This is a genomic window from Streptomyces globosus (assembly GCF_003325375.1).
Taxonomy (GTDB): domain Bacteria; phylum Actinomycetota; class Actinomycetes; order Streptomycetales; family Streptomycetaceae; genus Streptomyces; species Streptomyces globosus_A.
Genome location: NZ_CP030862.1, coordinates 1,261,432 through 1,274,480, shown reverse-complemented (window position 1 = coordinate 1,274,480; position 13,049 = coordinate 1,261,432). Strand labels below are relative to the sequence as shown.

12 protein-coding genes are annotated in these 13,049 nt (G+C 76.2%); 9 read left to right on the top strand and 3 right to left on the bottom strand.

Translation table 11 applies throughout. The annotated features are described in order from the left end of the window. Positions 1-9 precede the first annotated feature (9 nt). Both C0216_RS06050 and C0216_RS06045 read left to right on the top strand, forming a co-directional pair. Entirely contained in the window at positions 10-1,212 is a 1,203-nt protein-coding gene (locus C0216_RS06050; RefSeq protein ID WP_114054259.1) for an MFS transporter, read from the top strand. A gap of 64 nt (positions 1,213-1,276) precedes the next feature. Beyond that, the gene (locus C0216_RS06045; protein ID WP_114058481.1) at positions 1,277-1,999 is read left to right on the top strand and encodes a CDP-alcohol phosphatidyltransferase family protein; all 723 of its coding nucleotides are present in this window, start codon (positions 1,277-1,279) and stop codon (positions 1,997-1,999) included. On the opposite strand, the gene C0216_RS06040 is transcribed toward C0216_RS06045, so the two are convergent. Then, a complete protein-coding gene (locus C0216_RS06040) occupies positions 1,980-2,462 on the bottom strand; it encodes an adenylyltransferase/cytidyltransferase family protein (RefSeq protein ID WP_114058480.1) in 483 nt (160 codons plus the stop codon). The genes C0216_RS06045 and C0216_RS06040 overlap by 20 nt on opposite strands. Positions 2,463-2,634: 172 nt before the next feature. On the opposite strand from C0216_RS06040, the gene C0216_RS06035 reads away from it, so the two are divergent. From C0216_RS06035 to C0216_RS06025, 3 genes are read left to right on the top strand one after another with little or no spacing between them, the layout of a single operon-like run. Continuing rightward, positions 2,635-3,840, top strand: coding sequence for a glycosyltransferase (locus C0216_RS06035; RefSeq protein WP_114058479.1), 1,206 nt, complete (start codon positions 2,635-2,637; stop codon positions 3,838-3,840). Continuing rightward, a complete protein-coding gene (locus C0216_RS06030) occupies positions 3,837-5,600 on the top strand; it encodes a lipopolysaccharide biosynthesis protein (RefSeq protein WP_114054258.1) in 1,764 nt (587 codons plus the stop codon). Before C0216_RS06035 ends, C0216_RS06030 begins: the two co-directional genes overlap by 4 nt. Next, positions 5,597-6,790: a hypothetical protein gene (locus C0216_RS06025; RefSeq protein WP_114054257.1), complete on the top strand. Its 1,194-nt coding sequence runs from the start codon at positions 5,597-5,599 to the stop codon at positions 6,788-6,790. The genes C0216_RS06030 and C0216_RS06025 overlap by 4 nt, the downstream gene beginning before the upstream one ends. Positions 6,791-6,817: 27 nt before the next feature. On the opposite strand, the gene C0216_RS06020 is transcribed toward C0216_RS06025, so the two are convergent. Continuing rightward, positions 6,818-8,305: a hypothetical protein gene (locus tag C0216_RS06020; protein WP_246042780.1), complete on the bottom strand. Its 1,488-nt coding sequence runs from the start codon at positions 8,303-8,305 to the stop codon at positions 6,818-6,820. 155 nt (positions 8,306-8,460) lie between these two features. On the opposite strand from C0216_RS06020, the gene C0216_RS06015 reads away from it, so the two are divergent. From C0216_RS06015 to C0216_RS06000, 4 genes are read left to right on the top strand one after another with little or no spacing between them, the layout of a single operon-like run. Continuing rightward, positions 8,461-9,000 (top strand): WcaF family extracellular polysaccharide biosynthesis acetyltransferase, encoded by a 540-nt coding sequence (locus C0216_RS06015; protein ID WP_114054256.1) that lies wholly within the window; start codon positions 8,461-8,463, stop codon positions 8,998-9,000. Next, positions 8,997-10,115 (top strand): glycosyltransferase, encoded by a 1,119-nt coding sequence (locus C0216_RS06010; RefSeq protein ID WP_114054255.1) that lies wholly within the window; start codon positions 8,997-8,999, stop codon positions 10,113-10,115. Before C0216_RS06015 ends, C0216_RS06010 begins: the two co-directional genes overlap by 4 nt. 12 nt (positions 10,116-10,127) lie before the next feature. Continuing rightward, positions 10,128-10,787, top strand: coding sequence for a hypothetical protein (locus C0216_RS06005; protein ID WP_114054254.1), 660 nt, complete (start codon positions 10,128-10,130; stop codon positions 10,785-10,787). Between the two features lie 41 nt (positions 10,788-10,828). Then, a complete protein-coding gene (locus tag C0216_RS06000) occupies positions 10,829-12,214 on the top strand; it encodes a CoA transferase (protein WP_114054253.1) in 1,386 nt (461 codons plus the stop codon). 76 nt (positions 12,215-12,290) lie between these two features. Here C0216_RS06000 and C0216_RS05995 read toward each other — a convergent pair whose 3' ends face one another. Continuing rightward, on the bottom strand, positions 12,291-12,962 hold the full coding sequence (locus tag C0216_RS05995) for a hypothetical protein (protein ID WP_114054252.1): 672 nt from the start codon (positions 12,960-12,962) through the stop codon (positions 12,291-12,293). Between the last annotated feature and the right edge of the window lie 87 nt (positions 12,963-13,049).

Here is a 13,049-nt window from a genome sequence, read left to right as displayed (position 1 = left end):
TCTGCTGTCATGACCTCGCCGATCCGGCGGCTCCTCGCGGGGCGCACCTGCGCCGCCTTCGCCACCGCCCTCATCCCCACCACCCTCACCCTCGCCGTCGTGCGCAGCGGTTCGGCCGCCGACCTCGGCATCGTGCTCGCCGCCGAGCTGGTGCCGATGCTGCTCCTGCTCCCCGTCGCCGGGGTGGCCGCCGACCGCTTCCCCGCCCGGCGCGTCGTGCTCGCCGCCGACCTGGTGCGCGCCGCGGCCCAGTTCGGGACCGGGCTCCTGCTGCTGGCCGGGCCGGTGCGGATCGGGTGGCTCGCCGTGCTCGCCGCCGCCACCGGCGCGGGCGTCGCCTTCGGCAACCCCTCCGCCCGGACCCTGGTCGCCGCGGTCGTCCCCGCCCCCGACCGGCTGCGCACCAACGCCCGGCTCGGCGTCGCGGGCGGGATCGCGCAGATCGCCGGCCCCGCCACCGCGGGCGGAGCGGTGCTGGCCCTCGGCGCCGGATGGTCCTCCCTCCTGACCGCCGCCCTGTTCGCCGGCTCCGCGTTCACCCTCGGCGGTCTGCGGCCCCTCCACGCCCCCGCGGCCCGGGTGCGGGCCGGGTTCGCCGCCGAGCTGCGGGGCGGCTGGGCCGAGGCGCGCCGGCACCCGTGGTTCCTGGCCAACGCCCTCGCCCACGGCGTCTGGCACCTGGCCGCCGGGCTCCTGCTGACCCTCGGGCCGCTGATCGCGGTCGAGAGCCTGGGCGGGGCCGGATCCTGGGTCGTCGTCGCCCAGGTGGGCACCGCCGGGCTGCTGGCCGGGGTGTGGGCGGCCGGCCGGCTGCCGGTCCGGCGCCCGCTGTACGGGGTGGCCGTCGGGGCGGCGGCGCAGGCCCTGCCGCTGGCCGCGTTCGCGCTGCGGCTGCCCCTGGGCGTGACGGCGGCCGCCTACTTCGCCGCGATGTTCGGGCTGGGCGTCCTCAGCCCGCTGTGGGAGACCGAGCTCCAGCGCCGGATCCCGCTGGAGGCGCTGGGCCGGGTCGGCTCGCTCGACACCCTGATCTCCTTCGCCTCGCGGCCGCTGGGCCTCGCCGTCGCCGCCCCGCTCGCGGCCGCGGCAGGCACGGCCGCGCCGCTGCTGGCCGCCGCCGTCCTCAGCGCCGCCGCGAACCTGGGCGTGCTGCTGCTCCCGGACGTCCGCGCGGCGGATTCCGGGCGGGAGCCCGCTCCGGCCCTGCGATGATGTGGCCTTCGTACGCACGTGCCCCGACCGGGCAGGTGTGCCGTCGCGGGAATCAGGGGTGCGCATGGCGAGTGTAGGAACCGCGCTGCGGGAGCTGCGCGGTGCGCAGAAGTCGGCGAAGGGGGTCTCGCTCTATTCGCGGTTCGTCAACCGGCCGGCGGGCCGCTACCTGGCCGCCGGGTCGTACGCCCTCGGGCTGACCCCGAACCAGGTCACCCTCGTCAGCGCCGCCTTCAGCTTCGCCGCCGTGGCCGCCGTGGCCCTCGTCCCGCCGTCCTGGGCGCTCGGCGCCGCCGTGTGGGCCGCGCTGGCCGCGGGCTTCGCCTTCGACTCGGCGGACGGGCAGCTGGCCCGGCTGCGCGGCGGCGGCAGCCCGGCGGGCGAATGGCTCGACCACGTCGTGGACGCGGCCAAGCTGACCGCGCTGCACTCCTGCGTGCTCATCGCCTTCTTCCGCTTCCCCGAGGCCTACGGCACGGGCTCCGCCGGCTGGCTGCTGGTGCCGCTGGGCTTCCAGTTCGCGGCGGTCGTCACCTTCTTCGGCGGGCTGCTGACCGAGAAGCTGAAGCCCCGGCCGGCGCCGGGCAGCCCCGCAGCCGCGCCGTCGACGCTGCGCGCGGTGGCCCTGCTGCCCGTCGACTACGGCGTCTTCTGCCTGGTGTTCCTGCTGCTCGGCGGCGGGGAGCTGTTCCGCTGGGCGTACGCCGGCCTCGGCGCGGTCGCCGCCCTGTTCCTGGCGGCGTTCCTCGCGAAGTGGTTCCGGGAGCTCAGCGCCGTTCGGCGCTGACGCCCTCCGCGGGCGGCCCGGCGAGCGCGTCCAGCGCCCGGCGCAGCTGGGTGCTGGAGGTGTGCACCGTGTAGGGGAAGTAGACGACGTCGACGCCGACGGCGGCGAAGTCGCTCTCCAGCTTGTCGCCCTTGGGGGTGCCCCGCCAGTCGTCGCCCTTGAAGAGGACGTCGAACCGGACCTGCCTCCAGGTCTCCACCTTGTCCGGGACCGTCTCGACGAACGCCGCGTCCACGTACTTCACGCTGCGGACGATCTCCAGCCGCTCCACGAGCGGGATCATCGGGCGCCGCCCCTTGGCCAGTTCGGCCATCTCGTCCGAGACGACGCCGGCCACCAGGTAGTCGCAGCGGCTCCGGGCATGCCGGAGGATGTTGAGGTGTCCGATGTGGAAGAGGTCGTACGCGCCCGGCGCATAGCCGACTCGATACGGTCTGCGCGCCCCGGCGCCAAGTTCGGACATGTCCTGCTCCGTCATGAGTTACCCCCCAGCAACCACACCCCCCGGTGTGGTGGATTAGCAGACAATAGCGTGCACGTACCACGGCGTGCCGGTGAACGAATAGGGTGACCAGCGCATCATCCTGGGGAGAAGGGGACCTCACGTGTCCACATCCGGCCACCGGCGCCTGCTGCTGGTTTCCACCAACTACGCTCCCGAGCACGCGGGAATCGGCCCGTACGCCACCCAGATCGCGGAGCACTGGGCGGAACTCGGCCACGATACGCACGTCCTCGCCGGCATGCCGCACTACCCGTCGTGGTCGCTGGAGCCGGAGTACAAGGGAGCGCTGCGGCGCACGGAACGGCGCACGGGAGTCACCGTGCACCGGCGCGCGCACACCGTGCCGGCCCGGCAGACCGCCGTGAAGCGCGCCCTGTTCGAAGGATCGATCCTCCTGCACGGCGCGGTGGCCCCGCCCCGCATGGGGCGCCCCGACGCCGTCATGGCGCAGATGCCCAGCCTCGCCGGCGGCATCCTCGCCGCCCGCCTCGCGGCCAAGTGGAAGGTCCCGTTCGTCCCCGTCGTGCAGGATCTGATGGGCGCCGCGGCCGCGCAGAGCGGCATCAGCGGCGGCGACAAGGCGGCCGTCCTCGCCGGACGCGCCGAGGCGTACGCCCTGAAGCGGGCGTCCCTCGTCGGCGTCATCCACGAGACCTTCACCGACCGCGTCGTCGGCATGGGCGTCGACCCCGGACGGATCCGCCTCGTGCCCAACTGGTCCCACGTGCCCCAGCCCAGGCGGCCGCGCGGCGAGACCCGGCGCCACCTCGGCTGGGCGCCCGGGCAGACCGTGGTGCTGCACTCCGGGAACATGGGCCTCAAGCAGGGCCTGGAGGTGCTCGTCGGCGCCGCCCGCCTCGACCCCGCCGTCCGCTTCGTCCTCATGGGCGACGGCAGCCAGCGGGCCGCGCTGGAGGCGCTCTCGGCCGACGTGCCGAACCTGGACATCATCCCCCCTGCCGCCGACGGAGAGTTCCCGGATATCCTCGCCGCGGCGGACGTGCTCGCCGTGACGCAGCACGCGGCCGTGCTCGACATGAGCGTGCCGTCCAAACTGACCTCGTACTTCCAGGCCGGCCGGCCCGTCGTCGCCTCCGTTGCGGCGGAGGGCGGCACGGCCCAGGAAGTGGAACGTTCGGGCGCCGGGGTGCTCGTGCCGCCGGAGGACCCCGAAGCGCTGCTCAAGGCCGTACGGGTCCTGGCCGAGGACCCCGCGGGCGCGGACGCACTGGGCGCGGCGGGGCCCCGCCACGTCGCGGCCCACCTGAGCCGCGAGGCGGGCCTGGCCCGCATCGACGCACTGATAGACGAAGCACTTGGGGGTCCGCAGCCGTGATCGAGACGAACCGCCCTGCAGCGGTCCCGGCCGAGGACGAACCCGACCTCCTCCGGGACCAGTTCCGCCAGCTCCTGCGCTACCGGCGGCTGATCGGCGCGGGCATCGGGGTGGGCCTGCTGGGCGGTGTCTACCTCGGCATCTCCACGGCCGACACCTACGTGGCGACCACCGACGTGGTGCTGCGCGCGCCCACCGACGACCCGTTCAACCCGAGCCTCGCCCCCGACAAGGCGATCAACATCGGCTCCGAGCGGCAGGTCGCCCTGTCCAGCTCCATAGCCAACGAGGCCGCGAAGAAGCTCGGCGTCACCGCCAAGGACTTCGCCGCCTTCCGCTCGGGCCTCCAGGTCACCAATCCGCCGCAGACGATGGTGCTCCGCTTCACCTACACCGCGTCCTCCCCCAAGGAGGCCGCGAAGCGCGCCAACGCGCTGACCGACGCCTACCTGCGCAAGCGGCAGGAGGCCCTCGACGTCACCCGCGACACGATGGTCAAGGGCTACGAGGACCAGCGCGCCCCGGTCGCCAAGCAGCTCGACGAGCTGGTCCGGCAGATCAACGGGATGCCGGCGGGTTCGGCGCGCGACGCCGCGTACTCCTCCAAGACCGACCTGCAGAGCAAGGTCAACAGCCTCAACAGCAACATCGCCAAGCTCCAGGCCCTGGACATGGCGCCCGGCCGCGTCACCAGCGCCGCCACCCCGCCCGGCGACGACGACGGCCCGGGCATCGTGATCTCCCTCGCCCTCGGCGCCGCCGTCGGCCTCGCGCTCGGCCTGCTCGCCGCCTGGGTGCGGCTCGTCTTCGACCCCGCGCCGCGCTCCGAGGGCGACGTCGCGCGCGCCCTGCGCGCCCCCGTCCTCGGCGCGCTGCCCAAGGACAAGAGCGCGGGCGGGCCGCTCCTCGCCGCGGGCGAGGAGGATCCGCGGCTCGCCGAGGCGTTCCGCTCCGTCGCGTTCCGGCTCGCCTACGACTCCCGGTTCGCCGACCGGCGCCGGCTCCTCGTCGTCGCCCCGCGCGGAAGCAGCGAGATCGCCGCCGCGGTCGCCGTCAACCTGGCCGCCTCCTTCGCGGAGACCGGCAAGGACGTCCTGCTCATCGAGGCCGACCTGCGCACCCCGGTGCTCGCCAGCCAGCTGCCCACGGACGCCGGCGGCCGGCCCCGCTGGAGCCAGATGCCGGGCGGGTCCGGTACGGGCGCCCCCGGCGCCCAGGGCGACTCCGAGTGGCCCGACGGCCGCCAGCTCGTCGTCGACGCCGGCGAGTCCGGCGCGTTCGACCTCATCCCCGGCGACCGGGTGCGCAACGTGGCCCGCGCCCTGACCTCGCCGCGCGCCACCCGCCTCATCTCCGAGGCCGACTCCCCCAACTCCACCGTCGTGGTGCTCGCCCCGCCCGTCCTGTCGTACGCCGACGCCCTCGCGCTCGTCGACCGCGTCGACGGCGTGCTGGTGGTCTGCGACCCGCGCGCCGTGCACCGCACCGACCTGGTCCGCATCCGGGAGCTCATCACCGGCGCCGGCGGCACCGTGCTCGGCGCCGTCGTGCACGCGCCGCTGCCCGTCGAGAAGCGCGGCCGCGGCAAGTCCAAGGGCGGCGCCCCCGCGGCGGCCGCCCCGGCGCCGGCGCCCCGGCCCCAGCCGCCCGCCGGCCCCCGCCCGGGCGGCCCGGGCGACCCGGGCGACCCGGAGCAGCACATCCCCGGCGACGGCACGGACACCGTGGCGCTGCGCACCGTCCGCATGGGCAACAGGTGAGCCGGCGGAGCCTCGCCGCCGTCTCCTCCGTCCTCGACCAGGCCGCGTCCAGCGCCACCAACATCCTCGTGGTGGTGCTGGCCGCCCGGCTGTCCACCGCGGCCGGCTTCGCCGACTTCTCGATGGTGTACGTCGCGTTCAGCGTGCTGCTCGGGCTGAACATGGCCTACGTCGGGCAGAGCACCGTCCTGGTGAAGGACGCGGAGCGGCTCGGCGCGGTGTGCCGCTCCGCCCTCGGCTTCACCGCGGCCGCCGCGGCCGCGGCCGGGGCGGTGCTCGCGGCCGTCGGGGCGCTGCTGCCGGGGGACGCCGGGGCAGCCTTCCTCGCCCTGGGCCTCGTCCTGCCGGCGGTGCTGCTCCAGGACGGGCTGCGGTACTGCTTCTCCGCGCTGCGCAGGCCCGAACGCGCCCTGGCCGCGGACGCACTGCGGCTGGCGTGCGCCGTCGCCGCGCTCCTCGTCCAGCCCGCCGGGTCCGCGCCGGGGCGGCTGGTGCTGGCGTGGGGCCTGTCCGCGCTGCCGGCGCTCGCCCTCGGGCTGCTCCTGCTGCGGCCGTACGTCCGCGGGGCGCGGGCCGACCTGCGCCCGTACCTGCGGCGCGGGCACCTCGGGCAGCGCTTCGCCGTGGAGTTCGCCGTCGGCAACGGCGCGAGCCAGCTCGCGGTGCTCGGGCTCGGCGTCTTCGCGACCCCGCTGGCCGTCGGCGCGCTGCGCGGCGCCACCACGGTGTTCGGGCCGCTGAACGTGCTGTTCAACTCCGCGAACGCCTTCGGGCCGCCGGTCGTGGGCCGGGCCTCCGGCAAGCGGGGTGTCATCCGGCTGACGGCGGCGATGGGCGCGGCGCTGGCCGTGCTGGGCGCGGCGTGGGGGGCGGCGCTGTACGCGCTGCCGGACTCGGTGGGGCGGCGGCTCCTCGGCGACACCTGGCAGGCCGCGTCGGCGCTGCTGCCGGCCACGGGGGCGCAGTACGCCGTGATGGGGCTCGGCACGTGCGCGCTGCTGACGCTGCGGGTGCTCAGCCCGAAGGCCACGCTGTCCCTGCAGGTCGTGTTCTCGCTGCTGTCCGTGGGCTTCCTGCTCGGCGGGTACGCGCTGTTCGGCGTGGCGGGCGCCGCGTGGGGGCTCGCGCTGGGCTCCGCGGCGAAGGCCGCGGCGGCCTGGCTCCGCGCCGCCCGCCTGCCCGTCCCCTGATCCCGGGGCGGCCCGCGCCGCCGCCGGTCAGCGGAGGGTGGTGGCCTTGTCCGTGCGGTACGTGGCCACCAGCGCCAGGCACAGCGCCGCGATCGCCACGCGCCCGGACGCCTGGAGCAGCGGCCCGCGCAGCAGGATGAACGAGTACCCGGCGACGAGCGGCACGACCACGGAGATCAGGCTGCCGGGCGGCGCCCGCCGCGTGGCCCGCTTCGCGTACCGCCGGTCGACGCGCGCGGCCGCGTACCCCATCCCGAGCAGGCCGGCGCCCATGCCGAGCGGGCCGAAGTCGATCCACAGCTCGGCCCAGATCGGGGACGACAGGTTGGTGTTGACGGTGCCCATCCACTGGCCGACCATCACGCCGGTGTCGCGCGGCTTGCCCGGCCACACCGAGCGGGGCACCGCGAAGAAGACCGACCCGGCGAGCTGGCGCCCGTAGAAGTGGCCGGGCCCGGAATCCGAGAACGTGATCGTGTTCGCGAACATGCCGATCTGGTCGTAGTCCTTGAGCGCCATCGGCTCCAGGAACGAGGTCGTCTCCACCGGCTTGTAGTTCTTCTCGTCGTACCGGAAGCGGTCCGCGAACGGGAAGACCAGCAGGGCGACGACCACCGCCATCGACAGCGCCACCCGGTACATGGCCGCGCTCACCGGGAAGACGGTGAACAGCATCGCGAACATGACGGTGAGGAACCAGTAGCGCGGGTTCGAGATGGGGTTGTTGACGACGAGGTTGAGCCCGCACAGCGCCGCCCAGGTGACGATGACCGACACCTTGCGGCGGGCGTACTTCGACGTGATCAGCCAGCGCGTGTACAGCAGCAGTGCGAGCAGCGCCGGGACGGTGCCGAAGCCGCGCAGGAACGCCTGGCCGGCCTGGCCGTCGCCGTTGGAGACGCCCGCCTCCTGGATGCCGGCGATGATCTCCTGGCGGCTGGAGAAGAACACCGCGGGGCCGCCGAGCTTCATGATGAAGACGGCCGAGCAGCCGAAGGCGAGGACCGTCAGCAGTTGGAGGCGGCGCCGGTGCGCCATGACGGGCCGTCCGGCCTCCTTGCGGGCACTGGACGCCCTGACGGCGGGCCGGTGCCGGGCGAGCAGGACGCCGACGTCGAAGGCGGTGCAGCCGAGCAGGACGAGCCCGATGGCGAGGGTGAGGTCGGAGCGCGGGCCGACCACGGGGGTCGGGACGCGGCCCAGGACGGCCTGGGCGAGCGGGGCCACGCCCATCGCCATGTAGACGAACAGCCAGAAGGATCCCTGGAGCAGCTTGCGGCGGCTGGTCAGGATCATCGCGGAGAGCCGCACGCCCGCGTACATGGTCAGCAGGAGCTGGAGCCAGAAGGCGGCGTCGCGGCGGCCGTCGCCGGTCTGGACGGCGACGATCAGCGGCAGGAAGACGGTGAAGCCGAGGATCAGCGGGACGGACAGGGCCCGGGAGAGCAGGGTGCGGGGCGTGGTGACGCGGCCCCAGCGGGCGGCTTCCGCCTCCTCCCGCGGGTCGGGGCGCAGGGCCGCGATGAGGGGCTTGCGTATGTCCGTTGCCACTGCTGCCCCCACCCCATGTGCCTGATCCGGCGGCAGTCTAGTCTGAGCGGGCGGCGCCAGGGGAGGCGCGGCCCCGTGGGGGCCCCGGGGACACCGGGGAGAACGATGAGGTGCGACCGTTGCGTGATCTTCCTTCCTTCACGCTGGCCGGGTACGACAAGGGGCGCGGCCTGCTCGTGCAGGCCCTCTGGTTCGCCGTGATGAACACAGTGTTCATGGCGTGGTTCTGCCCGGCCCGGCTGCGGGTGGCCCTGCTGCGGGCCTTCGGCGCCCGGATCGGCGAGGGCGTCCTGATCCGGCACCGGGTGCGCGTGCTGTGGCCGTGGAAGCTCTCCGTCGGCGACCACACGTGGATCGGCGAGGGCGCCTGGCTGCTGAACCTGGAGCCGGTGGCCATCGGGTCGAACGTGTGCATCTCGCAGGAGGCCATGCTCTGCACCGGCTCCCACGACCACCGGGCGGCCGACTTCCGCTACCGCAACGCGCCGATCACCGTCGAGGACGGGGCGTGGGTCGCGGTGCGGGCGACGGTGCTGGCCGGGGTCACCGTGGGCCGGTGCGCGGTCGCGGGCGCCGGCTCGGTCGTCCACAAGGACCTCCCCGCCCTGACCCTGCAGACGATGGACGGGCGCCGCCGCCCGGTCGAGGAGCCCAAGTGAGAGTCCTGCACGCCGTCACCCTGCACTCCCCCACGCACGCCTTCGGCGGCCCCGTGCGGGTCGCCCTCAACCTGGCCGGGGGGCTGCGGGAGCGCGGCCACGAGGCGGCCCTCCTCGCCCTCGGCGAGGGCTTCGGCGAACCCTGGCCGACCGAGGTCGAGGGGGTTCCCGCGAAGCTGTTCCCGGCCCGCCGGATCCTCCCCCTCGGCTTCAGCGGCATGACCTCCCCGGCCCTGCTCGCCTCCGCCGGGCGGCTCGTGCGCGACGCCGACGTCGTCCACGTCCACCTGGCGCGCGACCTGGTGACGCTGCCGGTGGCGCTCGCGGCGCTGCGCGCCGGGCGGCCGCTGGTGCTCCAGACGCACGGCATGGTCGACCCGAGCGGCAGGCTGCTGGCGAAGGTGCTGGACGCGCTGGCCGTGCGCCGGGTGCTGCGCGGCGCGGACGCGGTGCTGTACCTCACCCCGTACGAGCGGGAGGGGCTGGACGCGGTCGTGGGCTGCCCCCTTCCGCAGGCCGTCCGGCTGGTCAACGGCACCCCGGCGCAGGAGGCGCGCCCCGCCCCGCAGGGGCCGCCGCGCATCCTGTACTCGGCGCGGCTCCAGGCCCGCAAGCGCCCGGTCGACTTCGTGGACGCGGCCCCGGCCGTGCTGGCGGCGCACCCGGACGCCGAGTTCGTGGTGGCCGGCCCGGACGAGGGCGAGCGGGCCGCGGTGCTGGCCCGGATCGCCGAGCTGGGCCTGGCGGACCGGTTCACCGTGCCCGGGGCCCTGTCGTCGGCCGAGGTGCTCGCCGAGCTGCGCCGCGCGCACGTGTACGTGCTGCCGTCGGTGGACGAGCCGTTCCCGATGTCCGTGCTGGAGGCCCTCGCGGTGGGCGTGCCCGCGGTCGTCACCCACTCCAACGGGCTCGCCAAGGACGTCGCCGGGGCGGGCGCAGGCCGGGCCGTGGAGCCCGGCCCGGCGGGCGTCGCCGCGGCCGTGCGGGAACTGCTGGACCCGGCGGCGGGCGCCGCCGCCTCGCAGGCCGCCCGCGCCCTGGCCGCGGAGTCCTTCTCGATGGACGCCGTCCTGGACACCCTGCTGCCCGTGTACCGGGCGGCCCTGGACCGCTGACCGCCCGCGCCCGTGGGCATCTACGTGGTGAGCGTGGCGGACGAGGACTGGGCGGACTCCGAGATCCGCGGTCCGGTCCTCGCCGCCCTGAGCGGGGAACTGGAGCGGCGCGGGCTCGGCCGCTTCCCGGCGCCGGGCCCCGCGCGGCCGGGGACGTCCGCGGCGGAGCCGGGCCGCAGGCCCGGGCTGCTCGGCCGGCTGGGGCTGCGCGGGCGGCCCGCGGCGCGCGGCGGGCGGGCCGGCGGCTTCGCGGAGCAGGCGGACCGGCCCTACGGCGCGTTCGAGGCGCTGTGCCGGGCGCAGCCGGACGGGTCCCGCCTCCACGACGCCCTGTTGGACTGGGAGCTGCTCGTCCCGGCCGATTTCGACGGGGTGATCGAACTGTCTGTGCCGGCGGAGCCCGGCGGGGGCGGGGCGCGGATCCGCAGTGCGCACCGCGCCGCCGGGGCCGCCCGGCGGCTGGCGGACGTACTGGAGCTGCCCGACTGCGTACCGCGGGACGGCGGGCCCCTCGCCCTCACCGGCTGGTTCGCCGGTCCGGCGGCCGGACGGGCCGCGGCCGCGCACCCCGGCCCGTGGCAGGAGGTGCCCGACGCGGCGTACTACACCGCGCTGTACCTGGGGGCCGCCGAGCACGCCCTGCGCCGGGGCCGTGTCATCGCCTACGGCTGACGGGTGTTCTCCCTGCCGCGGTGCTCGCCCAGAATGGCCCCATGAAGATCAACGGGGAAGCGGACGGGGCCACGCGGCAGGCATGGGCGGCGCTGGGCGGGCCGGACGGGGCGGCCCGGCGGGTGGTGTACCGCGGGGGCGGGGCGCTGGGCGCGGCGCGGCTGCCGGTGCGGGAGCTGGCGCGGGCGACGGTCGGGGTGTGCTCGCTGGCCGCGGCCGAGCTGGCCGCCGTACGGTCCGGGCGGCCGGCGGGGGATGCGGCGGACGGGGCGGAGATCGCGGTCGACGAGGGGGCCGTCTCGGCGGCCTTCCTCAGCGAGCGGCTCCTGCGGGTGGAGGGGCGGGCGCCGGTGTCGTTCGCGCCGCTGTCCGGCTTCTGGCGCGCCGCCGACGGGTGGGTGCGCACCCACGCGAACTATCCGCACCACCGGGCGGCCCTGGAACGCGGCCTGGGCGCCGGGCCGCTGACGCCGGAGCGGCTGCGGGCCGAGCTGGCGGGGCGCCGGGCGGCCGACGTGCAGGAGGCGGTGTACGCGGCGGGCGGCCTGGCCGTGGCCGTGGCCGACTCCTTCGGCGCGCCGCAGCCGCTCGCCGGCGTACGGGAGACGGGGGGCCGCGGGCGGGAGCTCGGGCCGGGCCCGCTGCCCGCGTCCGGGGTGCGGGTGCTGGACCTGACGCGGGTCATCGCGGGGCCGGTGGCCACCCGCACGCTCGGCCTGCTCGGCGCGGACGTGTTGCGCGTGGACCCGCCCGGGATGCCCGAGGCGGACGACACGTACGCCGACACGGGCTTCGGCAAGCGCTCGGCGGTCCTCGACCTCGCGGACCGGGCCGACCGGGCGGTGTTCGACGGGCTGCTGGCGCAGGCCGACGTGGTGGTGTCCGGCTACCGGCCGGGGGCGCTCGACCGGTTCGGCCTGGGCGCCGGGGAGCTGGCCGCGGCGCGGCCCGGTCTGGTCCTCGCTCAGGTGTGCGCGTGGGGCTGGGAGGGTCCGTGGGCGGGCCGGCGGGGCTTCGACTCGCTGGTGCAGGCCGGGTACGGGATCGCTGCGGCGGAGGCCGGCCCGGACGGGGTGCCCGGGGTGCTGCCCGCGCAGGCGCTGGACCACGGGACCGGCTACCTGCTGGCCGCCGGGGTGCTGCGGGCCCTGGCCGGGGGCGGCGGGCGGGTGCTGCGGTTCTCCCTGGCGGGAACCGCGTCGTGGCTGGTGCGGGAGGTCCCGCGGGACCCGCGCCCGGCACCCGGCGGGGCGGCCGGGGCTGACGGGGCGGCGGGGGCCGGTGCGCAGGCCCGGCTGCGCGAGGGCGGCTCGGGCTACGGACGGCTGCGGTACGCGGCTCCCCCGCTCGCGGTGGGTCCGGGCGACTGGCCGGCCGGGCCGTCCCGCTGGGGCACGGACCGCGCGGCCTGGCTCCCGGAGGCCTGACCGCCGCGGGGGCACAACACGGCGGCGCCCCCGCCTCCCCGTGCGGGGGTGCGGGGGCGCCGTCGGAGAAGAGGCGTCAGGCCGGGATCCAGGCGGAGCAGTTGACGGAGCTGAACTCCGCCGCGCCCGCCGGGACCGTCGCCGTGATCTTGTCGCCCGGCTTCGGGGCCGACTCCGGGCCCGAGGCCAGGACGGAGCCGTCCTTGCCCTTGGCCTCCCAGGTGCAGGCCGTGTTCTGGGTCAGCGCCCGGTAGGTGCCGGGTGCCGGGGCGGGCCGGGTGCCGTCGCCGAAGCCCTTGGCGGCGGCGTCCAGGATCGGCTTCTGCGCCGGGCACAGGTACGGGATCGCGTCCTTCGCGCCGGGGATCTCCCCGGAGATGACTGCGCCGGTCGCCGCGTCCTTGTCCCGCTTGGCCGTGCGCTCCACCCGCTGGCAGGCCTCCTGGCCGCTCTGGAGGACGGCCGCCGGGTCCATCTTCTCGGGGACCCGGCCGCTCAGGTACGCCTTCTCGTTGGGCTTGAAGCTGCCCGTCTTCGGGGTGAGCTTCGCGTCCGGGAGGACGGGCCCGGTGGGCTTGGCGTCGGGCGCGGCCGACGGGGCGGCGGAGTCCGCCGGGTCCGGGACCGGGGAGGCGGCCGGCGGCTTGGCCTCGGCCTGGCCGGCCTTGCCGTCGCCGTCCGAGCTGCAGGCGGTCAGGGTGAGGGCTGCGGCCATCAGGAGCGCAGCCGCGGTGGAGCGTCGGTACATCGGTGGGGCTCCCGTGCGTGCCGGTTGGTTCGGGTGCGGCAGGCGTGCGGGGCCCGGCGCCGGAACGGCCGGGCCCCGCACCCTCCG

Coding starts and splice junctions, on each gene's coding strand:
- C0216_RS06050 (WP_114054259.1), top strand. CDS start 10: ATGACCTCGCCGATCCGGCGGCTCCTCGCGGGGCGCACCTGCGCCGCC.
- C0216_RS06045 (WP_114058481.1), top strand. CDS start 1,277: ATGGCGAGTGTAGGAACCGCGCTGCGGGAGCTGCGCGGTGCGCAGAAG.
- C0216_RS06040 (WP_114058480.1), bottom strand. CDS start 2,462: ATGTCCGAACTTGGCGCCGGGGCGCGCAGACCGTATCGAGTCGGCTAT.
- C0216_RS06000 (WP_114054253.1), top strand. CDS start 10,829: ATGAAGATCAACGGGGAAGCGGACGGGGCCACGCGGCAGGCATGGGCG.
- C0216_RS05995 (WP_114054252.1), bottom strand. CDS start 12,962: ATGTACCGACGCTCCACCGCGGCTGCGCTCCTGATGGCCGCAGCCCTC.